Annotated in this window: 22 protein-coding genes; 6 read left to right on the top strand and 16 right to left on the bottom strand. The window is 67.0% G+C overall.

Translation table 11 applies throughout. The features are described 5' to 3' along the window. Positions 1-145: 145 nt before the first annotated feature. Complete coding sequence (gene dapE / locus GVV86_RS08520; protein WP_159617953.1) at positions 146-1,240, bottom strand: succinyl-diaminopimelate desuccinylase; 1,095 nt, start codon at positions 1,238-1,240, stop codon at positions 146-148. A gap of 33 nt (positions 1,241-1,273) precedes the next feature. Between dapE and dapD the strand changes: the two genes are divergently transcribed. After that, complete coding sequence (dapD, locus tag GVV86_RS08515; RefSeq protein ID WP_159617952.1) at positions 1,274-2,251, top strand: 2,3,4,5-tetrahydropyridine-2,6-dicarboxylate N-succinyltransferase; 978 nt, start codon at positions 1,274-1,276, stop codon at positions 2,249-2,251. Positions 2,252-2,257: 6 nt separating this feature from the next. Next, positions 2,258-3,124 carry a hypothetical protein gene (locus tag GVV86_RS08510; RefSeq protein WP_201291406.1) on the top strand — a complete coding sequence of 289 codons (867 nt, stop codon included), beginning with the start codon at positions 2,258-2,260 and terminating at the stop codon, positions 3,122-3,124. Between the two features lie 83 nt (positions 3,125-3,207). On the opposite strand, the gene GVV86_RS08505 is transcribed toward GVV86_RS08510, so the two are convergent. Further along, a complete protein-coding gene (locus tag GVV86_RS08505) occupies positions 3,208-3,819 on the bottom strand; it encodes a hypothetical protein (protein ID WP_159802519.1) in 612 nt (203 codons plus the stop codon). Positions 3,820-3,943: 124 nt separating this feature from the next. Here GVV86_RS08505 and galE point away from each other — a divergent pair, with 124 nt between their 5' ends. Beyond that, the gene (gene galE, locus GVV86_RS08500; RefSeq protein WP_159802518.1) at positions 3,944-4,957 is read left to right on the top strand and encodes a UDP-glucose 4-epimerase GalE; all 1,014 of its coding nucleotides are present in this window, start codon (positions 3,944-3,946) and stop codon (positions 4,955-4,957) included. Between the two features lie 103 nt (positions 4,958-5,060). On the opposite strand, the gene GVV86_RS08495 is transcribed toward galE, so the two are convergent. The 3 genes from GVV86_RS08495 to fdxA form a co-directional block, all read right to left on the bottom strand. Continuing rightward, positions 5,061-6,344, bottom strand: a complete 1,284-nt coding sequence (locus tag GVV86_RS08495) for a citrate synthase (protein WP_159802517.1) — start codon at positions 6,342-6,344, stop codon at positions 5,061-5,063. A 154-nt stretch (positions 6,345-6,498) separates the two neighbouring features. Then, complete coding sequence (gene dapC / locus GVV86_RS08490; protein WP_159802516.1) at positions 6,499-7,653, bottom strand: succinyldiaminopimelate transaminase; 1,155 nt, start codon at positions 7,651-7,653, stop codon at positions 6,499-6,501. After that, a complete protein-coding gene (gene fdxA, locus GVV86_RS08485; protein ID WP_159617946.1) occupies positions 7,650-7,976 on the bottom strand; it encodes a ferredoxin in 327 nt (108 codons plus the stop codon). The genes dapC and fdxA overlap by 4 nt, the downstream gene beginning before the upstream one ends. A gap of 220 nt (positions 7,977-8,196) precedes the next feature. Between fdxA and GVV86_RS08480 the strand changes: the two genes are divergently transcribed. After that, positions 8,197-8,427, top strand: coding sequence for a putative acetyltransferase (locus tag GVV86_RS08480; protein WP_159617945.1), 231 nt, complete (start codon positions 8,197-8,199; stop codon positions 8,425-8,427). Positions 8,428-8,478: 51 nt separating this feature from the next. Here the strand turns inward: GVV86_RS08480 and GVV86_RS08475 are convergent, their stop codons facing one another. Further along, positions 8,479-9,027 carry a hypothetical protein gene (locus GVV86_RS08475; protein WP_159802515.1) on the bottom strand — a complete coding sequence of 183 codons (549 nt, stop codon included), beginning with the start codon at positions 9,025-9,027 and terminating at the stop codon, positions 8,479-8,481. A gap of 275 nt (positions 9,028-9,302) precedes the next feature. On the opposite strand from GVV86_RS08475, the gene GVV86_RS08470 reads away from it, so the two are divergent. Beyond that, complete coding sequence (locus GVV86_RS08470; protein WP_159617943.1) at positions 9,303-9,797, top strand: helix-turn-helix domain-containing protein; 495 nt, start codon at positions 9,303-9,305, stop codon at positions 9,795-9,797. Here the strand turns inward: GVV86_RS08470 and GVV86_RS08465 are convergent. From GVV86_RS08465 to GVV86_RS08435, 7 genes are all read right to left on the bottom strand, one after another. Further along, entirely contained in the window at positions 9,794-10,297 is a 504-nt protein-coding gene (locus GVV86_RS08465) for a hypothetical protein (protein WP_159802514.1), read from the bottom strand. The two genes, GVV86_RS08470 and GVV86_RS08465, sit on opposite strands and share 4 nt — an antisense overlap. A 19-nt stretch (positions 10,298-10,316) precedes the next feature. Then, positions 10,317-12,233, bottom strand: coding sequence for a translational GTPase TypA (gene typA / locus GVV86_RS08460; RefSeq protein ID WP_159617941.1), 1,917 nt, complete (start codon positions 12,231-12,233; stop codon positions 10,317-10,319). 210 nt (positions 12,234-12,443) lie between these two features. Then, complete coding sequence (locus GVV86_RS08455; RefSeq protein ID WP_159802513.1) at positions 12,444-14,165, bottom strand: ABC transporter ATP-binding protein; 1,722 nt, start codon at positions 14,163-14,165, stop codon at positions 12,444-12,446. After that, positions 14,162-15,154 (bottom strand): ABC transporter permease, encoded by a 993-nt coding sequence (locus GVV86_RS08450; RefSeq protein WP_159617939.1) that lies wholly within the window; start codon positions 15,152-15,154, stop codon positions 14,162-14,164. Before GVV86_RS08450 ends, GVV86_RS08455 begins: the two co-directional genes overlap by 4 nt. Then, on the bottom strand, positions 15,147-16,073 hold the full coding sequence (locus GVV86_RS08445) for an ABC transporter permease (protein ID WP_120164991.1): 927 nt from the start codon (positions 16,071-16,073) through the stop codon (positions 15,147-15,149). Before GVV86_RS08445 ends, GVV86_RS08450 begins: the two co-directional genes overlap by 8 nt. A 133-nt stretch (positions 16,074-16,206) precedes the next feature. Continuing rightward, positions 16,207-17,850, bottom strand: coding sequence for a peptide ABC transporter substrate-binding protein (locus tag GVV86_RS08440; protein ID WP_159617938.1), 1,644 nt, complete (start codon positions 17,848-17,850; stop codon positions 16,207-16,209). 351 nt (positions 17,851-18,201) lie between these two features. Then, entirely contained in the window at positions 18,202-20,013 is a 1,812-nt protein-coding gene (locus GVV86_RS08435) for an ABC transporter ATP-binding protein (RefSeq protein WP_159802512.1), read from the bottom strand. A gap of 95 nt (positions 20,014-20,108) precedes the next feature. Here GVV86_RS08435 and GVV86_RS08430 point away from each other — a divergent pair, with 95 nt between their 5' ends. Next, positions 20,109-20,738, top strand: a complete 630-nt coding sequence (locus GVV86_RS08430; RefSeq protein WP_159802511.1) for a PH domain-containing protein — start codon at positions 20,109-20,111, stop codon at positions 20,736-20,738. 11 nt (positions 20,739-20,749) lie between these two features. On the opposite strand, the gene GVV86_RS08425 is transcribed toward GVV86_RS08430, so the two are convergent. From GVV86_RS08425 to GVV86_RS08415, 3 genes are all read right to left on the bottom strand, one after another. Beyond that, complete coding sequence (locus GVV86_RS08425; protein WP_159617935.1) at positions 20,750-21,784, bottom strand: ABC transporter permease; 1,035 nt, start codon at positions 21,782-21,784, stop codon at positions 20,750-20,752. Next, the gene (locus GVV86_RS08420) at positions 21,781-23,322 is read right to left on the bottom strand and encodes an ABC transporter permease (RefSeq protein WP_159802510.1); all 1,542 of its coding nucleotides are present in this window, start codon (positions 23,320-23,322) and stop codon (positions 21,781-21,783) included. The genes GVV86_RS08425 and GVV86_RS08420 overlap by 4 nt, the downstream gene beginning before the upstream one ends. 184 nt (positions 23,323-23,506) lie before the next feature. Continuing rightward, positions 23,507-25,300, bottom strand: a complete 1,794-nt coding sequence (locus tag GVV86_RS08415) for an ABC transporter family substrate-binding protein (RefSeq protein WP_159802509.1) — start codon at positions 25,298-25,300, stop codon at positions 23,507-23,509. Positions 25,301-25,817: the final 517 nt, after the last annotated feature.

Below are 25,817 nucleotides of genomic sequence, written 5' to 3'. Positions count from 1 at the left end.
CTACCGGGCTTCTGCCCGGACGACGATGATTACGCAGGAAAAAGGGCCCCGGTCAGCTCGGCTGACCGGGGCCCTTTCCGATGGGAAACCCGAAAGCGGGAGCACCGCCCCGGGCGGTCCGCTGCCGTTGACGTTCCGCCGCGGATCAGCGGGAGAGCCAGGTGGTCAGCACGCGCAGGCACTCGCGCACCTCGCCGGCGTACACGTGCTCGTCGTCGCTGTGGGCCAGCAGGGCGTCGCCGGGCCCGAAGTTGACCGCGGGGATGCCCAGTTCGCTGAAGCGCGCAACGTCCGTCCACCCGTACTTGGGCTTCGGCTCGGCACCGACAGCGGCCACGAAGCTCGCCGCGGCCGGATGCTGCAGTCCCGGCCGCGCGCCGGCGGCGGCGTCGGTCCGCTCGATCTCGAACCCCTCAAGCACCCCCCGCACATACTCTTCGGCCTCGTCGGGGCTCTTATCCGGGGCGAAGCGGTAGTTCACCTCGATGACGGTGCGGTCGGGGATGACGTTGCCTGCAGTGCCGCCGCTGATCAGCACCGCGTTGAGGCTCTCGCGGTAGTCAAGCCCGTCCACCGGCACGGTCGCCGGCTGGTGCTCCCGCAGCCGCACGAGTACCTCTGCGGCCTTGTGGATGGCGTTCTCCCCGCGCCAGGCGCGGGCCGAGTGGGCGGCCTTGCCGGTGGTGGTGACATTGAAGCGGGCCGTGCCGTTGCATCCGCCCTCGACGGTGCCCGCGGTGGGTTCGAGGAGCACGGCGAAATCGGCACTCAGCCACTCAGGGTAGCGCTCGGCCAGCCGGCCCAGGCCGCTGAGCGAGGCCTCGACCTCCTCGTGGTCGTAGAAGACATAGGTGACGTCGCGGACCGGGTCCGTCAGCGTGGCGGCGAGCGCCAGCTGGACCGCGACGCCGCCCTTCATGTCGGTCGTCCCCCGGCCGAACAGCACCTCGCCGTCCCACCTGCCCGGGACCGTCGCCCGCGCGCCCGCCGCGGTGGGCAGGGGCACCGTATCAAGGTGGCCTGCCAGGATCACTCGCTCGCTGCGGCCCAGGGAGGTGCGCGCGATCAGCGCGTCGCCGTCCCGTACCACCTCGAGGTGCGCAAGGCCCCGCAGGGCTTCCTCCACCGCGTCGGCGATGGCGCGCTCCTCGCCGGAGACGCTGTAGATGTCAACGAGATCTGCTGTCAATTGGGCAACATCGACGCCGAGATCGAGGCGCCGCAGGCTGGGCTGAGTCATTTTCCCACCCTATCCCTCGGTAGACTTCTGCCCATGACCCAGAGCGCAGATCATTCCCCCACGCCCGCGCCCGGCGCACGGACCGCTTTTGGCCTCGGCCTCGCCACCCTCGCCGCCGACGGCAGCGTGCTTGAGGTGTGGTTCCCGGCCCCCCGGCTCGGGGAGGCCGAGGATCAGGAATCCGACCGGGCCCTGCGGAGCGAACTGGAGGCCCTCGCCGGGGCGGGCGCCGATCCGGTGCGCCGGACAACGAGCGCGCTGGTCTCCCCCTCGATCGACCTCGGCGCCCCGCCCGCCGACGCCGTCGACGCGTACCTGCGCCTGCACCTGCTCTCGCACCGGCTGGCCACCCCGAACAGCATCAACCTCGACGGCATCTTCGGTCTCCTGGCCAACGTCGTCTGGACGAACCACGGGCCCTGCGCCGCCGCGGACTTCGAGGGCGTGCGCCTTGCCCTGCGGGCCCGCGGCCCGGTGAGCGTCCTGTCCGTCGACAAGTTCCCGCGCATGGTCGACTACGTGGTGCCCACAGGCGTACGCATCGCCGACGCCGACCGGGTGCGGCTGGGAGCGTACCTTGCAGAAGGCACGACGGTCATGCACGAGGGCTTTGTGAACTTCAATGCAGGCACCCTCGGCACCTCGATGGTCGAGGGACGCATCTCCGCCGGCGTTGTCGTCGGCAACGGCTCCGACATCGGCGGCGGAGCCTCGATCATGGGGACGCTCTCCGGCGGCGGCACCCAGAAAATCACCATCGGCGAGCGCTGCCTGCTCGGCGCCCAGGCCGGGGTGGGCATTTCGCTGGGCGACGACTGCGTGGTGGAGGCCGGGCTCTACCTGACGGCCGGCACGAAGGTCACCCTGCCCGACGGCAGCACCACGAAGGCCGCAGCCCTGTCCGGGGAACCGGGCATCCTCTACCTCCGCAACTCAACCACCGGCGTCGTCGAGGCCCGCCCCCGCCGCGGCGAGGGCATCGCCCTCAACGCCGCCCTGCACGCCAACTAGCAGAGCATGCCTGCCACCGGCCCCTCGCGGGCAGTCCTCAGGCGCAGGAGGATCGGAGCCGCCGCGCTGCTCGCCGTCGTCGGCGGAGGCGTGTGGGCGGCGGCCGCTCAGTTTGAGCCCCCGGAGGTCCTCCGCACCGAACGGTGCACCGCCACTGTAGGCTCCGACAGCTATGACCTCACACCGGTGCAGGCGCAGAACGCCGCCCTGATCGCCGGGGTCGCCGTGGTCCGCGGCCTGCCCGCGCGGGCGGCCTCGATCGCGATTGCCACCGCAGTGCAGGAGTCCCGGCTCGAGAACATCGACTACGGCGACGAAGCCGGACCCGATTCGCGAGGGCTGTTCCAGCAGCGGCCCTCCCAGGGCTGGGGCACCGAGGCGCAGGTGATGGATCCCCTGTATGCGGCGGGCGCGTTCTACGACGCGCTGGTGCGCATCCCGGGCTACGAGACGCTGCCCATCACCGACGCCGCCCAGCGCGTCCAGCGCAGCGCCTACCCCACCGCCTATGCCGACCACGAACCGGAGGGACGGGCCTTCGCCTCCGCGCTGACCGGACAGTCCCCGGCCGCCCTGACGTGCGTGCTGCGCAAGGCCTCCGCCCCGGGCGATCCCGCCGCCGTGGCCGCGGCCGCCGAGCGGATCTTCGGCCCCCTCGGCGGTGTGGCCGACGGCAACGCTCTGGTGGTTCCGGCCACCGAGCCCGGGGGCTGGACCACCGCATCCTGGGCCGTGGCCTCGGCCGATGCCCTGTCCATCACGGAGGTCTCCTTCGCCGGCCAGGTGTGGACCCGCGCGTCGGGCGAGTGGAGCCCCTCCCCTACCGACGCGGAAAACCTCACCATCACCGTCGCCGGTGATCCGGCCTCCTGAGGAGGACTCCCGGACCGGCGCCTCGAACCCGCGCCCCGGCCTTGAACCTGCCCCTGGCCCTAGCCCTAGCCCTAGCCCTAGCCCTAGGCGAGCATCTTGATGACCGGCTCGACATAGCTGCGCAGGGCCCCCTCGTCCTCGCCCAGGTCCTGGCACATCAGCAGCCGGTCCGGCTCCACCCACCACGCCCGCCGCGCGCCCAGCGGGAGCTCGACGACGTCGAGGGTGAAGCCCCGGGCGCTGCGCCCCAGCTCGAGTTCGCGCTCCTGCACGAGGACGTCCAGCAGCGCTTCGAGCCGCTCTCCCCGGGCGCCGGCGTGAAGGGCGTACTCCGCACGGCGTTCCTCCGCCCACTCGATCGCGGAACCGAAGTGCGCCTCCGCCACCCGCTGCAGGGCCGCCATGCCGTCGAGCTCGTCAAACTCGGGCGGGATCGGCAGCGACGCCCCGGCAAGGTCCCCGCTGACCAGCCGGTGCCACCAGGCCTCCCACTCGACCCGCAGCGTCTCGGTTCCACCGGCCTCCTCGACCGGCCGGCCCAGCATTGATGCACGGACGGCGGGGCGGACCGCCGGGAGGCAGGGCTGGCCGATCCCGCGCAGTCCTGAGCAGTCACGGAGGTACAGTGCAACGAGCAGGACCTCCGAGGTATCGACGCTGAAGCGTCCGCCGTGCCGGGACGGCTGGTGCGTCATAGGCCTCCTTCGACCGATGTGCTGCTCCAAGAGTAGACCTGACTTCCCCGCCGCTCCAGAGCCTGAGGGTGCACCCGGTGCCCCGCTTTCCTGCTTCGGCCCGCGGGCAAACTAGAGTGGAGGCATGAAGATTCTCGTTACCGGTGGAAGCGGTTATATCGGCTCGCACACCGTCCTTGCCCTGCTCGAGGCCGGCCATGAGGTTGTCGTGATCGACAACCTCTCGAACTCGACGGAGACGTCCCTGCAGCGCGTCCAGAAGCTGGCCGGGCGCCCCCTGCGGTTCCACAAAGTGGACCTGCTCGACGAGCCGGCCCTGCGGGCGGTTTTCGCGGAGGAAGCGGTCGAGGCGGTCATCCACTTCGCCGGGCTGAAGGCCGTCGGAGAGTCGGTGGAGAAGCCGCTGACTTACTATCACAACAATGTGGGCGGCACCCTGAACCTCCTGCGGGTCATGGACTCCTACGACGTCCGGACGCTGGTCTTCAGTTCCTCGGCCACCGTCTACGGCGCATCCGAGCAGGTCCCGCTGATTGAAAAGATGCCGCTGGACGCGGTGAACCCGTACGGGCGGACCAAGGAGCAGATCGAAGACATCCTCTCCGACCTCGGCGCCGCCGACGGCCGCTGGAACATCGCCCTGCTCCGCTACTTCAACCCGGTGGGCGCGCACGAGTCGGGGCAGATCGGCGAGGACCCCACCGGGATCCCCAACAACCTGCTGCCGTTCGTGGCGCAGGTGGCGGTGGGCCGGCGGGAGAAGGTGCGGGTGTTCGGCAACGACTACCCCACGCCCGACGGCACCGGGGTGCGCGATTACATCCACGTCGTCGACCTCGCGGCAGGGCACCTTGCCGCTCTGAAGTACCTGACCGATCACCGCGGGGTGTACCGGTGGAACCTGGGCACCGGGAAGGGCTCCTCGGTCCTCGAGGTGCTCGAGGCCTTCTCGAAGGCCTCGGGGCGCGAAATCCCCTACGAGTTCGCTCCGCGCCGGCCCGGAGACGCCGCGGTGAGCTACGCGGACCCGTCGGCCGCGATGGCCGACCTCGGCTGGTCGGCGCACCGGAACCTCGACACCATGTGCGAGGACCACTGGCGCTGGCAGAAGAACAACCCTCAGGGTTACAACGGCTGACCAGCCTTTTCTGGACCGACTCGGGAACCGACGAAGGCGGCCACCCACCGACAGGTGGGTGGCCGCCTTCGTTATAAACGGTCCGGCCGTGCCGGCCGCGCGGCTAGCGCACGGGGTAGTTGCGCTCCGGGGAGCCCGTGTACAGCTGGCGGGGCCGGCCGATCTTCGTCTGCGGGTCCTGCATCATTTCGCGCCACTGGGCGATCCAGCCCGGGAGGCGTCCGATGGCGAAGAGCACAGTGAACATCTTCTCCGGGAAGCCCATCGCCTTGTAGATCAGGCCGGTGTAGAAGTCCACGTTCGGATAGAGCTTGCGCTCGATGAAGTAGTCATCCGCCAGGGCCTTCTCCTCGAGGCGCATCGCGATATCGAGCAGCTCGTCGTTGCCGCCGAGCTTGGAGAGGATATCGTGGGCGGTGGCCTTGACGATCTTCGCGCGGGGGTCGTAGTTCTTGTAGACGCGGTGCCCGAAGCCCATGAGCTTCACACCGTCTTCCTTGTTCTTGACCTTCTCCATAAAGTCCTCGGGCTGCATGCCCTTGGCCTTGATGTCGCGGAGCATATTCAGCACGGCCTCGTTCGCGCCGCCGTGCAGCGGACCGAACAGGGCGTTGATCCCGGCGGACACCGAAGCGAACATGTTGGCGTTGGAGCTTCCCACCAGGCGCACCGTGGAGGTCGAGCAGTTCTGCTCGTGGTCCGCGTGCAGGATCAGGAGAAGGTCGAGGGCCTTGGCCACCATCGGATCGACGTCGTACGGCTCGGCCGGCAGCCCGAAGGACAGGCGCAGGAAGTTCTCGACGAGGTTCATCGAGTTGTCCGGGTACAGCATGGGCTGGCCGATTGACTTCTTGTGGGCGTAGGCGGCGATCACCGGGAGCTTCGCCATCAGGCGGAAGGTCGAGAGCTCCACCTGCTCGTCGTCGAACGGGTCAAGCGAGTCCTGGTAGAAGGTCGAGAGCGCCGACACGGCCGAGGAGAGCACCGGCATGGGGTGGGCGTCGCGGGGGAAGCCGCCGAAGAAGCCCTTGAGCTCCTCGTGCAGCAGCGTGTGGCGGCGGATCCGGCCGTCGAACGCCGAGAGCTCCTCCGGGGTGGGCAGGTTGCCGTAGATCAGCAGGTAGGAGACTTCGAGGAAGCTCGAGTTCTCGGCCAGCTGCTCGATCGGGTATCCGCGGTAGCGCAGGATGCCTGCATCGCCGTCGATGTAGGTGATCGCCGACGCGGTCGCGGCGGTGTTCATGAAGCCCGGGTCGAAGGTGACGTGCCCGGTCTGCTTCAGCAGCTTCGAAATGTCGAAGCCGTGGTTGCCCTCAGCCGCAGCCATCGTGGGCAGGCTGAGTTCACTGCCGTTGAAGTGCAGCGAGGCACCGTTCTGCTCGGTCATTGACTCTCCTTCAGGAGCTGGGGTGGAACCATCACAACGAAGGAGGGAAAAATCCACACCGCGTTGGCTTATTCAGTCTGAAACGGTACCGGTATGACCGCCCTCTGCACTAATCCTCCATCGCGTGGTGTGACGGTGGCAACAGGGGCCGGCTTTACAATGCGCCGTGGAGCCTTTCCACGGCGGCGTCGATCCGCTCGTCCGTGCCGGTGAGCGCCACCCGCACGAATCCATGGCCCGCCTCCCCGTAGAAGGTGCCCGGGCCGACGACGATACCCCGCTCGGCGAACCGGGTGAGCGCCTCCCAGGTGTCTGTTCCGTCGCTGGCCCACAGGTACAGGCCTGCCTCTGAGCCGGACACTGTGAAGCCGAAGGATTCGAGCGCCGGCAGGAGCCGGGCCCGGCGGGAGCGGTAGAGGTCCTTCTGCTGCTGGACGTGCGCGTCGTCGGCCAGTGCGGTCCGCATCGCCTCCTGCACCGGGAACGGGACGATCATGCCGGCGTGCTTGCGCGAGTTGATGAGGTTGGCCAAAATCTTGCCGTCACCGGCCACGAAGGCCGCCCGGTAACCGGCGAGGTTCGACTGCTTGGACAGCGAGTACACGGCGAGCAGCAGGTCATTGCTGCCCCCGGAGACACGCGGGTCAAGGACGCTCGGCACGGGCTGCCCGCCCCGGGCGCTGTCCCAGTCGCCCCAGCCAAGCTCGGCGTAGCACTCATCGGAGGCGGTGACGGCGCCCAGGGAGCGGGCGTCGTCGACAATGTCCTTCAGCCCCTCGACGGGCAGCACCGATCCGGTGGGATTGCCCGGGCTGTTCACCCAGACCAGCCGGACCCGGCGGCGGACCTCCGCAGGCAGAGCGGCGAGCGAATCCGCGGCCACAGGCGTGGCTCCGGCGAGCAGCGCCCCGACGTCATAGGTCGGGTACGCCACCGTAGGCCGCACGACGACGTCGCCCGGGCCCAGCCCAAGCAGGGTCGGCAGCCACGCGACGAGCTCCTTCGAACCGACGGTCGGCATAATGTCAGCCGGGTCCAGGCCGGGAACACCGCGCCGCCGTTTGAACCAGGCGCTGATCGCCTCCCGCAGCGCCGCCGTTCCGTGGGTGGTGGGGTATCCCGGGGCATCCGCAGCACCGGCGAGGGCGGTGCGGATCAGCTCGGGCGTCGGATCGACCGGGGTGCCGATGGAGAGGTTAACCACACCTCCGGGATGCGTCGACGCCGTCTGGATATAGGGGGCCAGGGCCTCCCACGGGTAGTCGGGAAGGCTCAGCCCAAAGGCGCGCGTCTGCCCCCCAGCGGTCATGCGGGCTGGTTCTGCGGAGGGAGCGCGGCGATGATCGGGTGGTCCGTGCCGGTGTTCCCGACCTTGGCGGCACCGCCCGGGGAACCGAGGTCGTCGAAGAACTCGACATTGGCCTTGTAGTACTCGGCCCACTGCTCCGGGGTGTCGTCCTCGTAGTAGATGGCCTCGACCGGGCACACCGGCTCGCACGCGCCGCAGTCGACGCACTCGTCCGGGTGGATGTAGAGGGAGCGTTCACCTTCGTAAATACAGTCCACCGGGCATTCTTCAATGCAGGCCTTGTCCTTGACATCCACGCATGGCTGCGCGATTACGTAGGTCACTTCCCACGCCTTTCCTCGAGACTGTTTACTGCGGGCACACCCTTGGTGCTCCCTCCAGCTTACCCAGTCCGGGGCGACCGGGAGTGCCCGGCTCCGGCAGGCGGACCGCTCCCCCGGAGTGCCCGCCGCCTGCGCTCCTTCACCTGCGGCTCCCCGCTCCTCCTTGTTCGCCTCCCCTGCTGCGGCCCCCGGAGCCGGCCGGTCCGGATACGCTGAAGGAATGACAGCTCCGGCCCGCCTGCTCCAGTCCCTCCCGCAGGGAACCCGGGTGGTTGTCCGGTACCGGATCGGCGCGCAGCTGACCGACGCCCTGGGTGATCTGATCGCGCTCGACGACTATTCGTGCACCGTCCGCACCCGGCGCGGCGACGCCGTCGTGCCCCTGAGCGACGTCACCGCCGCGAAACCTGTTCCGCCTGCGCCTCCCCGGAGGGCAGCCCGTCCGCGCTGACCATCCCACGGCGGCCCTGGATTAGGTGAAGATTGCGGGCGCGGGCGCCGGTCAGGCCTGTCCGCGATGGCGGCGGCGGGCAAGCAGGCCAACCACCGCGCCGGCCCCGAGCACGCCCGCACCCAGCACGCCCACGCCGCGACCGGTGGCCGGGTCCGTGCCGCCGCTGGCCGGCACCCCGGTATCGGCGCCTCCCACCGGTACCTGCTCGATCTGCGGGCCCGGGAAAATGCCGAATCTCTGGACGTAGTTGATGAAGCAGGGGTAACGGCCATCGGGGAAAACAATACTTCCGGGATTCTCCGCGCACAGATCGATCCCCTCCGCTGTGATCACACCGCCCGGAACGATGGTTACAGCATTCGGGTCGACCATGGTGGCCTGGTCAAAGGGAACCAAGCTCGGCGAGTTGATCGGATATCTCGCACCTGGGGTGGCTTCCCAACCGATGAAACAAGGGTAGGTCCCGTTGGGAAAGACGATGCTTTCTGGTTTCGTAGCGCAGAGATTCGTTCCATCAGCGCTCAGCAGGCCGCCATCAGCGAAAACGACGGCGGCGGGGTCGACGACGGTCGCCTGATCGAATGGAACGAAATCCACCGGTTCCGGCGCGGCCAGCGCACTCGTTGACGCACCTACGAGTACAACTGCTGCCAGCGCGCCTCCGGCCATAATGTTTGTGAGATTCACTTCGGTTCCCCCTCTGATGCAGTCCACCGTGGACGGCAATGCGGCCAGTGAACCAGACGATGGTGCTGATTGCTAGGGCAACGGCATCCCGCGGATGCCCTGTGATCTGATCGAGATGTAGAGGGGAAGAGGGGCCGCATTGGTATTCACCAATGGCTGGCCCGCGCTACCGTATGATTTCCCTCATGCACACTGACGAGGATATTCAGGCGCGGGCCCGCGCCCTGAGTTCGCCCCTCCGCCTGCGGATCCTGCGCCTCTGCCTGCACAAGGCCCGGACGAATAAGGAGATCGCGGGCATCCTCAAGGTGAACCCGGCCACCGCGCTGCACCATGTGCGCACGCTCCTGGCCACGGGATTCCTGCGCGCCGAGGAACCCCGGACCGGCAACCGGGGCGCACGTGAGATCCCGTACCGGGCGACGGGCTTGTCCTGGGGGACCCAGCTGCCCAATGCGGCGCCGGTGCTGGTTGAGACCTTCCTCCAGGAGATCGAGGGACTTGCCCCGTCGGAGATCGATGTGTGGCGGCTCGGAATCCGCCTGAACCCGGAGAACCGGGCGGAGATGATGGGCCGCCTGCGTGAGATCTTCGAAGAGTACGCCGCCCGCGGAGCCGATCCCGACGGTACGGCGACCTCGATCCTGCTCGCCCACCACCTGGACCGCGCAGCGGACTAGTTCCCGGTCGGACCGCTTCCACCGGGGCGGTGCCCGCGCAGCGCCGCGCCGCACGCCGCGATCCCGGCGATAGTGGCCGCCGCCAGTCCGAACATCCAGATGTTCCCCGCCAGGACAGCGGCCGGTTTCGGGCCCGGTCCCTCGATCCCGGTCAGGATCAGGGTTTCAGCACTCAGTGAGACCAGCGCGACGAGTAGATACGCCGTTCCGCCGCTGAGCGCTGCGATGAGGATGCTTCGGGCCCACAGCCCGCACCAGGTGATGACGCTTCCGGCCAGGACCAGGGCGGCGGCCGCCCCCAAGGGCAGCGCCAGCTCACCGACCCTCAGCACCTGCGCGTGGAGCGCGGTCCCGAGCAGCGCCGCCAGCATCCCCCCAAGCAGCGCGCCGGCCACTGCCCGCCACCGCGCCGGCGCCGGGCCGGAGGGTCCGGCGGGGTTAAACGCCGGACGCCGGCCCCTCCGCGGAACGGAAGGACCGGCGTCGACGTCGTAGGGCATGATCCGGAAGGACCCTTACCTAGGCGCGGGCACGCGAGCGGGAGGCACGCATGCGCTCGTTGGCATCGAGGATCACCTTGCGGATGCGGATGGCCTCGGGGGTCACCTCGACGCACTCGTCCTCGCGGGCGAACTCGAGGGACTCCTCAAGGGTGAGGTTGCGCGGCGGGGTGAGGTTCTCGAAGGTGTCCGAGGAAGCCGCACGCATGTTGGTGAGCTTCTTCTCCTTAGTGATGTTGACCTCCATGTCGTCGGCGCGGGAGTTCTCGCCGACGATCATGCCCTCGTAGACCTCGGAGGTGGGCTGCACGAAGAACGAGCCGCGCTCCTGCAGGTTGATCATGGCGAAGGGGGTAACGACGCCGGCGCGGTCGGCGATCATCGAACCGTTGGTGCGGTACTCGATGTCGCCGGCCCAGGGCTCGTAGCCCTCGGAGATCGACGCCGCGATGCCGGCACCGCGGGTGTCGGTCAGGAAGCGGGTGCGGAAGCCGATGAGGCCGCGGGCCGGAACGATGAATTCCATCCGGACCCAGCCGGTGCCGTGGTTGGCCATGTTGGTCATGCGCCCCTTGCGGGCGGCCATGAGCTGGGTGACGCCGCCGAGGTATTCCTCGGGCACGTCGATGGTCATGTGCTCCATCGGCTCGTGGATCTTGCCGTCAATGGTCTTGGTGACAACCTGCGGCTTGCCGACGGTGAGCTCGAAGCCCTCGCGGCGCATCTGCTCGACCAGGATGGCCAGGGCGAGCTCGCCGCGGCCCTGGACCTCCCACGCGTCGGGGCGCGCGGTGGGCAGGACACGCAGGGACACGTTGCCGATGAGCTCCTTGTCGAGGCGGTCCTTGACCTGGCGGGCGGTGACCTTGGCGCCCTTGACCTTGCCGGCCAGCGGCGAGGTGTTGATACCGATGGTCACGGAGATGGCGGGGTCGTCGACGGTGATCAGCGGCAGCGGCTGCGGGTTGTCGACATCGGTGAGGGTCTCGCCGATGGTGATGCCCTCGATGCCGGCGACGGCGACGATCTCGCCGGGTCCTGCGGAGTCGGTCGGCACGCGGTCCAGCGCCTTGGTGGCCAGGAGCTCGGTGATCTTGACGGTCTTCAGCTCGCCGTTCTGGCGGGCCCAGGCGACCTGCTGGCCCTTGCGGAGGGTTCCGTTGAAGATGCGCAGCAGGGCGAGGCGGCCCAGGAAGGGCGAGGCGTCAAGGTTGGTGACGTGAGCCTGGAGGACGCCGTCCGGGTTGTACCGGGGGGCGGGGATGTGCTCGATGATCGTCTGGAACAGCGGCTCCAGGTTGTCGTTCGAGGGGGTGGTGCCGTCGGCGGGCTGCTCGAGCGAGGCGGCTCCGGCGCGCGCAGCGGCGTAGACGACGGGCACGTTGAGGATCGAGTCGAGGTCGAGGTCGGGGACCTCGTCGGCGAGGTCGGAGGCCAGGCCCAGCAGCAGGTCCATCGACTCGCTGACGACCTCCTCGATGCGGGAGTCGGGGCGGTCGGTCTTGTTGACCAGCAGGATCACGGGGAGCTTGGCCGCGAGGGCCTTGCGCAGCACGAAGCGGGTCTGGGGCAGCGGGCCCTCGGACGCGTCGACGAGCAGGACGACGCCGTCGACCATTGAGAGGCCGCGCTCGACCTCGCCGCCGAAGTCGGCGTGGCCGGGGGTGTCGATGACGTTGATGGTGATCGTCTCGCCCTTGGCGGACGGGCCGTCGTAGAACACTGTGGTGTTCTTCGCGAGGATGGTGATCCCCTTTTCGCGCTCGAGGTCGCCGGAGTCCATGACGCGGTCGGCGACGTCGCCGTGGGCGGCGAAGGAGTTGGTCTGCTTCAGCATGGCATCGACCAGCGTGGTTTTTCCGTGGTCAACGTGGGCCACGATGGCTACGTTGCGGAGATCGCTGCGGACAGCGGTGTTGCCTGTGGTTTCAGACATGCTTAATGACTCAATTCAGTATCTAAAGCGGGGAAATGTCGGCGGCAGCAATGCGCGCCCTGCGTCAAGTCTACGGGTTTGACAAAACCAGACCTAATGCGCGGGCCTCCGCGGGGGCCCTCCAACGACGAACGACGCCGGCGCTGCCCCGCATTCGGGGAGCACCGGCGTCGTTTCGGCCCTGAGCGAAGCGCCGTCAGATCAGCACCGTCACGCTGCTTCCGGGGGAAGCACCAGGCCAGCACCCGGGATCGCCGCGAGCAGCGACTGGGTGTAGGCGGTCTTCGGGCTGTCGAAGACCTCGTCGGTGGAGCCCTGCTCAACCAGCTTGCCCTTCTCCATCACGGCCACGTGGTCCGCGATCTGCCGCACGACCGCGAGGTCGTGGGTGATGAAGAGGTAGCTCAGGCCCAGCTCGGCCTGAAGGTCGGCGAGCAGATTCAGGATCTGCGCCTGCACCAGCACGTCGAGCGCCGAGACGGCCTCGTCGCAGATGACGACCTCGGGATCGAGGGCCAGGGCCCGGGCGATGGCCACGCGCTGGCGCTGCCCGCCCGAGAGCTCATTGGGGAAGCGCTGCATCATCGAGGACGGCAGTGCCACCTGGTCGAGGAGCTCGCGCACCTTCTTCTCGCGGCTCTTGGCGTTGCCGATCCCGTGCACCCGAAGGGGTTCCTCGATGGTGCGGTAGATGTTGTACATCGGGTCGAGCGAACCGTAGGGGTCCTGGAAGATCGGCTGAACCCGGCGGCGGAAGTTGAACAGTTCCTTCCGGCCCAGGGTGGTGATGTCCACCCCGTCGAACCGGATGTCCCCCGCCGTCGCCGTCTCCAGGCCCAGCACCATGCGGGCGACCGTTGACTTGCCGGAGCCGGACTCCCCCACCACCGCGGTGGTGGTGCCGCGGGCGATCGAGAACGACACATTGTCGACCGCCGTGAAGTCGGTCGACTTGCCCCAGCTGCCGCGGATCTTGAAGACCTTGGTGAGGTCCTTGACCTCGATCACCTTGTCCTTGGAGTCGGCCTTCTCGGCCGACGGCGCGAGCACGTCGTCCGTTGCAACGCCGAGCTTCTTGGCCGATTCGATGCGCCGGGAGGCGATCGAGGGTGCCGAGGCAACCAGCTTCTGGGTGTACGGATGGCGCGGGTTGGTCAGCAGCTCAAGAGCGGGACCGGCCTCGACGACCTGGCCCTTGTACATGACGATGACTTTGTGCGCGCGCTCGGCTGCGAGGCCGAGGTCGTGGGTGATCAGCAGCACCGCAGTGCCCAGTTCATCGGTCATCCGGTCGAGATGATCGAGGATCTGGCGCTGCACCGTCACGTCCAGGGCTGACGTGGGCTCGTCGGCGATCAGCAGGCGCGGCCGGCACGAGAGCCCGATGGCGATGAGCGCGCGCTGGCGCATGCCGCCGGAGAATTCGTGCGGGTACTGGTTGGCGCGCGACTCAGCGTCGGGAAGGCCGGCTTCGGACAGTACCTTCGCCACATCCTGCGTGGAGTACGGCAGGCCGTTGGCCCGCAGGGTCTCCTTGACCTGGAAACCGATCTTCCAGACCGGGTTCAGGTTCGACATCGGGTCCTGGGGGACCATGCCGATCGAGGAGCCGCGGAGTTCGACGATGCGCTTTTCGCTGGCGTTGGTGATGTCCTCGCCGTCGAAAAGAATCGATCCGCCCGAGACCCTGCCGTTGCCGGGCAGCAGCCCGATCGCGGCGAGGGCCGTGGTGGACTTGCCGGAACCGGACTCTCCCACGATGGCCACGGTCTCGCCGGGCATCACGGTCAGGTGCGCGTTGCGCACCGCCGGGACCTCCCCGTTCGCGGTGTCGAACGTGATCGCAAGGTCCCTCAGTTCGAGCAGGGGCCGCACCTCGGACGGTGCGGTCCGGACCTCGGTGATGCCGTCGTTTCCAAGAGTTGAGCTCATCGCTTGCGCGCCTTCGGATCGAGAGCGTCACGCAGGGCATCGCCCAGCATGATGAAGCTCAGAACGGTCAAGGACAGGGCCAGGCCCGGCCAGAAGATGGCACTGGGGTTGGACCTCAGTGACGACTTCGCGGAGAAGATGTCATTGCCCCAGGACATGACGTCCGGCGGCAGCCCGATGCCCAGGAAGGACAGGGTGGACTCGGCCACGATGAACGTGCCCAGGGAGATGGTCGCAATGACGATGACCGGGGCCAGGGCGTTGGGGATGACGTGCTTGACCAGCGCCGACATCGGGGAAACGCCCAGGGAGCGGGCCGCCATGACGAAGTCCGCGTTGCGGACCTCGATGACTGCGGCGCGGGTGATGCGCGCGATCTGCGGCCACCCGAAGGAAACCAGGATCACCACGAGCGTCCAGACGTTGCGGTTCTGCTGGAAGAAGGGAAGCTGCACGACGACGATGGCGCCGAGGATCAGCGGCAGGGCGAAGAAGATGTCGCCGACGCGGGCCAGGATCGCGTCGACCCAGCCGCCGAAGAATCCGGCGAGGGCGCCGATCAGGCCGCCGATGACCAGCACGCCGAGAGTGGCGAACAGCCCAACGGTGAGGGAGGACTGGGTGCCGTGCACGACGCGCGAGAGGATGTCGCAGCCCTGCTGGGTGAAGCCGAGCGGGTGCCCCGGTGCGGGGCCGCCGTCGGAGTTGGCCAGCAGGCAATTCGAGTTCGGCGGCTCGTTCGTGAACAGTCCGGGGAACAGCGCCACGACGAGGATCGCCAGGATGAGGACCGCGCTGATCAGGAACAGCGGCTGCCGGCGCAGGCTGCGCCAGGCCTCACGCCACAGGCTCGAGGGAGCGCCCTCGGCGGTGGCACTGTCGGTCGCCCGGACAGGGGTTTCCTCAATATCGGCGACATAGTGCTCGATCGGGTAGGCGGAGGTCTTCACCCTTCCCGCCGTCTTCAGGTTGTTCTCAAGCTCAGGCATATCGAATCCTTGGGTCAAGCCACGCGTACAGGAGGTCCACCAGCAGGTTCGCGAGGCAGAAGATGAGGATCAGGAAGGTGACGATCGAAACGACAGTCGGCCCGTCCCCGTTCAGGACGGCGCGGTACAGCGTGAGGCCGACACCGTTGACGTTGAAGATTCCTTCGGTGACGATGGCCCCACCCATGAGGGTCCCGAGGTCGGCGCCCAGGAAGGTGACAACGGGGATCATCGAGTTGCGCAGGATGTGCACGACGACCACACGCTTGCGGCTGAGCCCCTTGGCGGTGGCGGTGCGGACGTAGTCGGCCTTGACGTTCTCAAGGATGCTGGTGCGCGTCAGGCGCAGCACGTAGGCGAAGGACACGAGGCCCAGCACGACGGCCGGCAGGATCAGCTCGGAGACGGTGGCGTCGCCGCTGACGGTCGGGTTGGTCCACCCAAGCTTGACGCCGATCAGGAACTGCATCAGGAAGCCGAGGACGAAGATCGGCACGGCGATGACGACGAGGGAGAGCACCAGGACGGTGGAGTCGAACAGCTTGCCCTTGCGCAGGCCCGCGATGAGGCCGAAAACGATGCCGAAGATGGCCTCGAAGATGAGGGCCATGACGGCGAGCTTGGCGGTGGTCGGGAAGACCTCGGCGATGATGACGGCGATGGGGCGGCCGGAGAAGTTGGTGCCCAGATCGAAGGTCAGGACGCCCTTGAGGTAGAGCAGGTACTGGATCCAGAACGGCTCGTCCAGGTTGTACTGCTCGCGCAGCGCGGTGACGACGGCGGGGGTACATCCGCGCTCACCACAGATGGCCGCGGTTGCGTCACCGGGAAGGCTGAAGACCAGGAAATAGACGAGGAGCGTAGCTCCGAGGAAGACCGGAATCAGCTGCAGGAAGCGCCGGGAAACATACCAGGTCATTAGTGCGCACCTCCCGGCGCGTCAGGCGTTCGGACGGAACGCTCTTGGGGGTTGCTCATTTTGGGTTGGAACCTTTTCGTTGGATCACGGAAAATGGGGGCCCGCCAGAGGCAGGCCCCCATTCCGTGTCGGATTACTTGCCGGTGATGGCGTGGTACAGAGGTACGCCGTTCCAGCCGAATTCAACATTGTCCACGTTGTTGCTCCAGCCGCCCTGGGCGACCTGGTACCACAGCGGGATGGCCGGAAGGTCCTCGAGGAGGGTCTCCTGTGCCTCGTTCATTGCCTTGTTGCCCTCTTCGACGGACTCCGCAGCAAGCCCTTCCTTCAGGGCCTTGTCGAACTCCTCATTGGTGTACACGGAGTCGTTGGATCCGGCGCCGGTGGCGTAGATCGGTCCGAGGAAGTTGTACAGCGAGGGGTAGTCGGCCTGCCAGCCCGACCGGATGGCGCCGGTGAGCGTCTGCTCGGTCGCCTCGGTGCGGGCTTCCTTGAAGGTGGCGTACGGCTTGCCGGTGATCTCGATACCCAGGGTGTTCTTGACGCTGTTCACCAGAGCCTCAACCCAGGTCTTGTGATCGCCCTTGTCGGCGTTGTAACCGATGGTCAGGGGCTCGGAGGCGTCGTAAGGCTCAAGCTTCTCGGCCTCGGCCCACAGTTCCTTGGCCTTTTCCGGGTTGTACTCAAGGTTTTCGCTGCCGGGCAGGTCTTCCTCGAAGCCGGGGAGGACCGGAGCGGTGAATTCCTTGGCGGGCTCGCGGCCGCCGTTGAAGATCACCTCGGTGATCTCGTCACGGTTGATGGCCATCGACAGGGCCTGGCGGCGCAGCTTGCCTGCCTCGCCGTCCCAGTTCTTCAGGTAGTACGGGACGGCGATGGTCTGGTTGCCGGCGTACGGGGACTCGATCGAGCGCTCACCAAGATCGTTCTTGAAGTTCTTGATGTCCGACGTCGGAATGGTCTTCAGCACATCCAGGTTGTCCGAGATCAGGTCCTGGTAGGCCGTCGTGTCGTTCTGGTAGATCTTGAAGGTGATGCCGCCGTTCTTGGGCTCCTGCGGACCTTCGTAATCCTCGTTCGGCACGAGCTCGATCTGTTCGTTGTGCTTCCAGGCACCTTCGGCGGCGAACTTGTACGGGCCGTTGCCGACCGGGTTCTCGCCGAACGCCTTGGGGTCCTTCAGGGCGTCGGCGGGCAGCGGGTAGAACGCGCTGTAGCCGAGGCGCTGGGGCCAGTCCGATTCGGGCTGCGACAGGGCGACGGTGAAGGTCTTATCGTCGACAACCTTCAGGCCGCTCATCTCAGTGACGGTGGAGCCTTCGGCGCTGGCCTCCGCGTATCCTTCGATGCTCTCGAAGAAGTAGCTGCTCAGCTGGGCGTTCTTTGCTGCGGCGCCGTAGTTCCACGCGTCAACGAAGGAGCTGGCCGTGACCGGATCGCCATTGGTAAAGGTCATGCCCTCCTTCAGGGTGATCGTGTAGTTCTGGGCATCCTCGGTCTCGATGGACTCGGCGACCTCGTTCTGCACCTTGCCATCGGCGTCGTAGCTGACGAGCCCGGCAAAGATGAGGTCGAGGACTGCTCCGCCGCCGACTTCGTTGGTGCTGGTCGGGATCAGCGGGTTCTGGGGTTCAGAGCCGTCGACCACGATGACGGCATCGGTGTTGCCGCTGGTAGCTGCTTCGTCGGTGCTTCCGCCGCCGCCGCCGCATGCGCTCAGCGCGAAGACAGCAACCGCTGCCACGCTGAGAATTCTGGAATTGCGCGTGAAACGCATTCCGCCTCCTAGTTGTTAGGTTTCCCCCGGCGCTGTTACGGCCGGGGCTGTTGGACTCGAATGGTACGCATGAGCCAACTCACACCGGGAAATCATATGCCCCACGGGTTTGCCCCAAGAAACGCGGGCACGGCGGCAGCGGGCGAAAACTTTCAGCGAATACTCAGGAAACGGGCGGTGAACGGGCGCTGCCGCAGGTGAGGGGGACAGCGGCCGAGAAAGTCACGATTTGGTAACGCCCACGCCTCGATCGGCCCGCAGCGGCTTTTCGGTACAACGGTGTATCCGCCGCCACAGCCGGGACGGCACTCCGCCGGCTGACGGCGGAGCACCGCCGAGCGGTCGGTTTGCCTACTCCGCTGCCAGCAGCTGGGCGCGCAGTTCGCGCCGCTCGCGCTGCTTCTGCGGGTCCGGAAGGGGGACGGCGGCAAGCAGCCGCTGGGTGTAGGGATTTTGGGGGCTGCGCAGGATCTGATCGCGGGTCCCCTGTTCCACGATCCGGCCGCGCTGCATCACGCAGATGTGGTCCGCGAGGACGTCGACCACCGCGAGGTCATGGGTGACAAACAGGCAGGCGAAGCCGAGTTCGCGCTGCAGGTTCTGGAACAGTTCGAGCACCCGGGCCTGGACCGAGACATCCAGGGCCGAGGTCGGCTCGTCAGCGACCATGAGCTTCGGGCGCAGCGAGAGCGCCCGCGCGATGCCGACCCGCTGCTTCTGCCCGCCGGAGAGCTCATGCGGGTAGCGGTTACGGTAGCTCCGCGGCAGCTCGACCTGGTCGAGGAGTGCCTCGATGCGTTTCTGCAGTTCCGCACCCTTGGCCTCGCCGGCCAGGTACATCGGTTCGCCGATGCTCTCGCCGATCGGCAGCCGCGGGTTCAAGGACGACGACGGGTCCTGGAAGACCATGCCGACGTGGCGGCGGACCGCGGCCAGCTCCTTGGAGGCGGGCCGGAAGCCGGAGATATCGGTCCCCACGACGGATAGCGTCCCCTCGGCCACCGGAAGCAGGCCGACCGCCGCCCGGCCGATGGTGGTCTTGCCCGAGCCCGACTCCCCCACCAGGCCGATGACCTGGCCGGGATAAACAACGAGGTTCGCCCCCTCCACGGCACGGAACGCAGGCACCCTGCCCTGCTTGGGGTATTCGATCGCGACGTTCTTGAGTTCGAGGACCGGGTCCGCCTGGGGTGCCGACTCCTCGTGAAGGCCGGCCAGGACCTCCCGCTCGCGCCGTTCCAGTTCTTCGTGGTCGACGCCGACCAGCTCCGAGTGGGTCGCGGCGGCCAGTGCCGCCGTGATGTCGACGTCGTCCTGCCCTGCCCCCTGGCCGAGGTGCGGCACCGCCGCCAGCAGTGCCTGCGTGTACTCGTGCTGCGGGCTGCCGAAGATCTGATCAGCTGTCCCCGTCTCGACAATCTCGCCCTTGCGCATGACCGCGATGCGGTCGGCAAGGTCGGCCACGACGCCCATGTCGTGGGTGATAAGGACAATGGCGCTGTCCAGTTTGGTGCGCAGATTACGCATCAGGTCGAGGATTTCCGCCTGCACCGTCACGTCGAGCGCCGTCGTGGGCTCGTCGGCGATCAGCAGCTTCGGATCGCAGGAGAGGGACTGGGCAATCATGGCACGCTGGCGCTGCCCGCCGGAGAGCTGGTGCGGGTAGGACCGGAACGCCTTGTCCGGGTCGGGAAGCTCGACCATGTCCAGCAGGGCCAGGGCCCGCTGCTTCGCCGCGTCCGGGGACATCTCGTTGTGGAGGCGGAGGGTTTCGACGATCTGGAAGCCCACGGTGTACACGGGGTTGAGTGCCGTCATCGGCTCCTGGAAGATCACGGCCACCTCGCTCCCGCGCACCTCGCGCAGCTGCGCCGGCGACATGGTGAGGACCGACTTGCCGTTGAGCAGCACCTCGCCGGTGACCCGGCTGTTCGAGGGCAGCAGTCCGAGGAGGGACATAGAGCTTGCGCTTTTTCCCGAACCGGACTCGCCCACGATTGCCAGGACCTCGCCTGCGTTGACGTAGTAGTTCAGGTCGATCGCGGCCGGCACCCATTTCTTGTCGACGCCGAAGTCGACGCTGAGGTTGCGCACCTCCAGCACCGGCCCGCGCGGGTCCCGTGGGTCGTTTCCATCGGGACTGCCAATAACGTCGCTTGTCATGATGCGCTGTCCTTCCGCCCGGCACCCGGGAGTGGTATATCCGCCGTGGAATCTCCGGTTGACCCACCAGAGGAAAATGCTGGAATCATAGAGCGATGAGCAGCGCCACGGGCGGTCCCGTCACCACAGTGTTCCGACCGCGCACCAGCAAGGCCTTCACGGCGGTGGCCTTCGCGCTGACCGCGGTGGGCCTGGTGTCCGTGGTGGTGTCGGAGGGGGTCTCCGGACTGCTGGCGGGCTGGCCGCTCGCCGTCTTCGCCTTCGCGGCGTGGTGGCTGTTCTGGTACCCATCCGTCGAGGTGGATCCGGACGCCGTGACCCTGCGGAACCCGCTGACCACCGTCTCGGTGCCGTGGGCCGCGCTGGTGCACGTCGATACCAAGTTCGCGCTGAAGCTCGTCACGCCCCGCGGCTCCTACACGGCCTGGGCCGCGCCCGCCCCCGGAGTCTGGGGCACCCACGCCGGAAAGCCCGAGCATCTGGCCAACCTTCCGGGAAACAGTTACGGGCCGGGGCGTTCCGTGCGCCCGGGCGACCTCACGCACACCGACTCCGGCTACGCCGCGTTCCTTGTCCGCAGCCGGTGGGAGAAATTCATCGACAGCGGTTCCCTCGACGTCGACCTCACCGACTCGGCGGTGGTGGCCAGGAGTGTGAACTGGCTGCCGATCGGCGTGGCAGCGGCGCTCGTGGCGGCGTCCATTGCTTCTTTCGCCCTGGCCTGAGCCACTGCCCCTCACGCGCGCACCGGTCGATCCGCTTCCTTCGCCTTGCGCGCGTTGAACTTCTTCTGGCGCGGGTCGAAGGCGTCGCGGAGGCCGTCACCGATGAAGTTGATCGTCAGGCAGATGAGCACAATGAAGATGCCCGGGAACCAGAAGAGCCACGGGCGGGTCTGGAAGGCCTCCTGGTTCTGGCTGATGATCAGGCCCAGGGAGACGTCCGGTGCCTGCACGCCGAAGCCGATGAAGCTCAGGCCGGTCTCGAGCAGGATGGCCGCCGACATCAGCAGCGTGGTGTTGACGATGATGACGCCGACCGCGTTGGGCAGGATGTGTTTGAAGATGATGCGGGCGTTGGAGGCGCCGGCGATCTTGGCGGCATCGACGAACTCCCGCTCGCGCAGGGAGAGGAACTCGCCGCGGACCAGCCGGGCCATGCCGGTCCAGGCGAGCAGTCCGAGGACCACGCCGAGGAAGAAGACGGCCGAGCCGGGGCCGAGGGCCTGCCCCACGGTCCGGCCGAGGACCGCGGCGAGGACGATCAGCGGAATGATGATGACGATGTCCGTGATGCGCATCAGGACGGCCTCGGTCATGCCGCGGAAGTAGCCGGAGCAGGCACCGACCACGACGCCGACGATGCCCGAGATCGCTCCGATGAGGAGCATGATGATGATCGAATTCTGCGCTCCGCGCATGGTCAGGGCGAAGTAGTCGCGCCCGATCGAGTCCTGGCCAAAGGGGTGGTCGCCCCAACTGAAGGGCCCGGTGACCGTGGGCGCTCCCCCGTCGATCACCGGCAGGAACTGCGTGTGGTTGTACTTCCACCAGCCGGGGATACCGGCGAAGCCCAGCGAGGTGAAGGCCAGGAGGAAGATGATTGCGAAGACCACGAGGCTGATGATGGCGGCCGAGTTGTCGAAGAAGCGCCGACGGACGATCTGGCCCTGCGACATCCCCTTCGTCTCGGGGTCGGCAACGGGCCCCACTTCACGCGGAGAGGGGCCTACTTCTCCCCGGGGTGTCTCCGAGGAATCCTGGATGGTCATGCTTTCACCCTTACGCGTGGATCAAGGACCGAATAGACAAGGTCGGCTATGAGGTTGAAGACGAGTGCCAGAATCCCGACCACGAGGAAGAAGCCCATGATGGGGTTCGGGTCCGTCCGGTGCAGGGCCTGCACGAACAGTTGGCCCATTCCGGAGAAGGCAAACACCTGCTCGGTGATGACGGCGCCGCCGATCAGTGCGCCGATGTCGAAGGCGACAAGGGTGGCCAGGGGGATCAGTGCGTTCCGGAAGGCGTGGCGCATGACGACGGTCCGCTCGGACAGGCCCTTGGCCCGGGCCGTCCGGATGTAGTCCATGTTCATGATCTCGAGCATCGAAGCCCGTGAGTACCGGCTGTAGCTTGCGAGGGAGGCGAGCAGCAGTGCCAGGGTGGGAAGGAGGAGGTGGGTGAAGTTATCGATTCCCTGGATCCAGAAGTCCCCTTCAAGGCCCGGAGTCGAAGCACCGATCGTGGCGATCGGCCTGCCGCGCACCCGGGAGTTCGAGACGTAGGACGGCCAGGTCACCATGAACCGGTCGAGGACGATCAGTCCCGCCATGAGGAGCCCGGTCAGTGCGGCGGTGCGCATGCTCTGGGCCCGGTCGTAACCGCCGAACAGGAACCCCACGCCCATGCCCACGCCGATCGTGACCACGGCAAGGAGCAGCAACAGCCAGATCGTTGCCCCGCCCAGGAAAGGGTTGACGACGTAGTACGCCACCAGGCCGAGGGCCACCATGATCAGGGCTGAGTAGAGGGCCTTGCGGTTCTTTAGCCCGGCGGTCAGCAGGGTGATGCCGTAGGCCGCCGCCACCCCGAACACGAGGATGACGATCGGACCCAGGCCGGGGCGCGTGAACCAGTCGATGAGGCTGAGGAGGTAGAGGAGCCCTCCCGCGGCCACCGCACCGATCAGGAACGCGACCGCCTTTCGTTTGAGGGTGCCGCCGGCGAGGATCGTGAAGATCACCCCGCTGATCAGGGCCACGACCAGGAGGTTCGACAGGGGTATGTCCGGGTCGGTCAGAAAGTTATTGAATCCGATCGCGCCGAATTCCTTGAGCAGCACCGCCAGCCAGAAGATCGGCAGTGAGAAGAAGAGGAAGGACATGAAGGTCACGCCGTAGTCGAGCCCGCTGTACTGGCGCAGGGCGGAGATGATGCCGAGGGAAATCCCGATGATGATGGCTAGCACGGTGGCTGCCGTCACAAGCATGATCGTGTTGCCCACGGCCCGGGTGAGCGCATCGGTGACGGCTTCACCCTGGATGCTGCGCCCGAGGTCGCAGTTGCCTACGAAGGGCACCACGCACTGCACCGCGCCGGACAGCCAGCCGAAGTAGCGAAGCGGAGCCGGGGTGTTCAGGTCAAGCAGTTCAGAGCGGGCCTGGATGAGCTGTTCCCGGTTGGGGGCATTGCTGGCGCGCAGGTCCTCGAGGGGATCGCCGGAGGCCGCCGTCAGCAGATAGACGATGAACGAGGCGCCAAACAGGATTAGGACCGCTGTTGCTAGTCGCCGAACGATGTAGGTCACCATGCTTGCGAGGCCTCATGTCTGGTTGCGGGTTTGCTGTGACTCTGGTCGCATTCTAATCCACCCCCTCCGGGGCAGCCCGCACGTGACACGGCGGACACCGCCGCGGAACGCAGGAAGGTGCCGGAACCTAGATGGACAGGGTCCCGGCACCTCCCGTGGTGCGGTTAGAACTGCACTGGTGGTGCTACTGGACGACTTCCCAGTCCCAGAAGTTCCACCAGATACCGGTCTGGTTCGGCATGTATTCCATGCCCGCGACCTGGTCGGTGTGGGCGTTCAAGCCGGGCAGCTGGAACAGCGGCAGCCCGTACTTGGAGTCCCAGATCAGCTTGTCGATCTGGACCTGCAGGTCCTCCTGGGCGGCCGGATCCGTCTCGCGGATCAGCTCGTCCATCAGCTTGTCAGCCTCAGGGTCCGAGAAACCGTTGAAGTTCGAGCCTGCATCGCTCTTGAAGATCTGCGGCACACCGGCAACGCCGACGCCCGAGTTGATCCAGCCGAAGATGGTCGCGTCGTAGGTTCCGTTGCCCAGGGCGGCGCCCCAGTCGGAGGCGCCCAGGCCGCCGTCGACGATCTTGAACCCTGCCTGCGAGGCGGACTCCGCGATCAGGGTGTAGGCGTCGAGACGGTTGGGGTTGTCACGGTTGTACATGATGCGCACCTCGGGGGTTGCACCGGCAAGAAGCTCGCGTGCACCCTCGATGTCGGCTTCCGCGTACTCCTCGGACCCGTTGTTCTCGCGTGCTTCCTCGTAGCGCTCCTGGTCGGCGAGGTACAGCTGGGAATCCAGCGGAGCGGCCTCGGGGTTCAGCTTCTTGATGATCGTGTCGACGATCTGCTGGCGCGGCACCGTCTTCATGAAGGCCTCGCGCACGTTCTCCTCGGCGAAGACGCCGGAGAAGTTGAGGTCGAGGTGGTCGTAGGACAGCTCGTTGCCGCGGAGGACCTCTATGCCCTCGAGACCCTCGAGCTGCTCTGCGGTGTCGGCGGATGCCTGCGGCGCGATGATGTCGACCTCGCCGTTCTGCAGCGCCTGCACCTGGGCCGGAGCCTCACCGATGTAGCGGATGGTGACCTCGTCGATCTTCGGCTCGGGGCCCCAGTTGTAGTCCTCGTTGCGCACCAGGGTCATGCTCTGGTCCGGGGTCATGTCCGAGACGATGAAGGGGCCGTTCGAAAGGAAGAGCGAAGTGTCGGTGGGCAGGGACTTGGTGTCGAAGCCGGTGTTCCAGAAGTCGGCAACGGCCTGCAGCTCAGGGCGCTCCACTGGCTTCTCGGGATCGCCCTCGGGGGCGGTCTGGATGAGCTCGATGAGCGCGTCCTCGTCGGCGAGGCCCGCCTTCTCCGCAACGACGTGGGCCGGCATGCCGATGCCGCCCTCGGTCATGGTGCCGAACGCCGTCTCGTAGTCGGAGTAGGGCTCGGAGTAGTTGAGGGTGATGGAGCGTCCGTCGTCGCTGATCTCCGGAACGTCGGTCAGCCCGAGTCCGCTGGTGTCGCCGGCGTAGTCGAAGTAGCTCGAGCCGGAGGTCACCTCGCCGGCCTCGTCGGTGGTGGCGTCGTTGAAGTGCCCCGACTGGACAGCCCAGGCCAGCAACATGTCGCCGGCGTCGACGGGCTCCCCGTCGGACCAGGCCACCTCTTCGTTCACCGTGTACTTGACGCTGAGCGGGTCCTCGGAGACCACTTCGTAGGTGCCGAAGTCCTCGTTGGGGACCACCTCAAGGTCGTTGTTGATGTAGTTGAAGCCGGAATGGGTGAGGTAGGCGACGGTGCCGTTGATGTCCACGTTCCCCTCGGCGGTGCCGGAGTTGAACGAACTGAAAGCATTGACCTCAACTACCCGGATCTCGCCGCCGGTTGCTTCGCCCTCGGCGCCCTCATCGGTTTCAGTACCGGTGTTGGCGGCGCAGGCGCTAAGTGCGAGCGCAGCTGCCGCCGCGACCCCCACAGCTTTGGAAGTACGTCCGAAACGCATTCCGCCTCCTATTTCTTGGTGTGGAATCAGCCCCATCTGATGTTGCATGACGACCCGCGAGCCCTAAAGGTGGCGCGCCTCACATGTCCAGAAGCCTAGTGGCGGAGTGTTACCAGACGGTCTCGAATCCCTCAGCAGGAATAGGTTGTTACCGAGATGCAATCAAAGCCGGCCTCGCGGCGTCGTACGGCACGCTAGGCCGGATTGTCATATCAATTCCCCTGGCCGCCAGCCCGCATTGTCCATCCGGGATGTGGAGGCTAGTGTGGTCTGCGGCCGCCATATAGGTCTCGCAACGCTCATGGCGGTGGTGTTAAGGCCCGTCCGGTAGGGGTACCGGACGGGCCCACAACCGCTGCCCCCGGCTGAAGCGACGCCGCGAGCGGTTCCCCCGATGACCCGCCTATGGCGCAGCACCCCTCCGGACATGAGAAAGCCCCCAGCCAGTCTCGCTTGGCCAGGGGCTTCGCAGCAGTTGATTGCCGCCTCAGGCAGGTGCCGACCGGAATCGTGGGGG

The organism is Arthrobacter zhaoguopingii (genome assembly GCF_009828595.1).
In the GTDB taxonomy this organism is placed as follows: Bacteria; Actinomycetota; Actinomycetes; order Actinomycetales; family Micrococcaceae; genus Arthrobacter_D; species Arthrobacter_D zhaoguopingii.
Note: the sequence above shows the minus strand (reverse complement) of the source record. Positions and strands in the feature narration are given on the sequence as shown.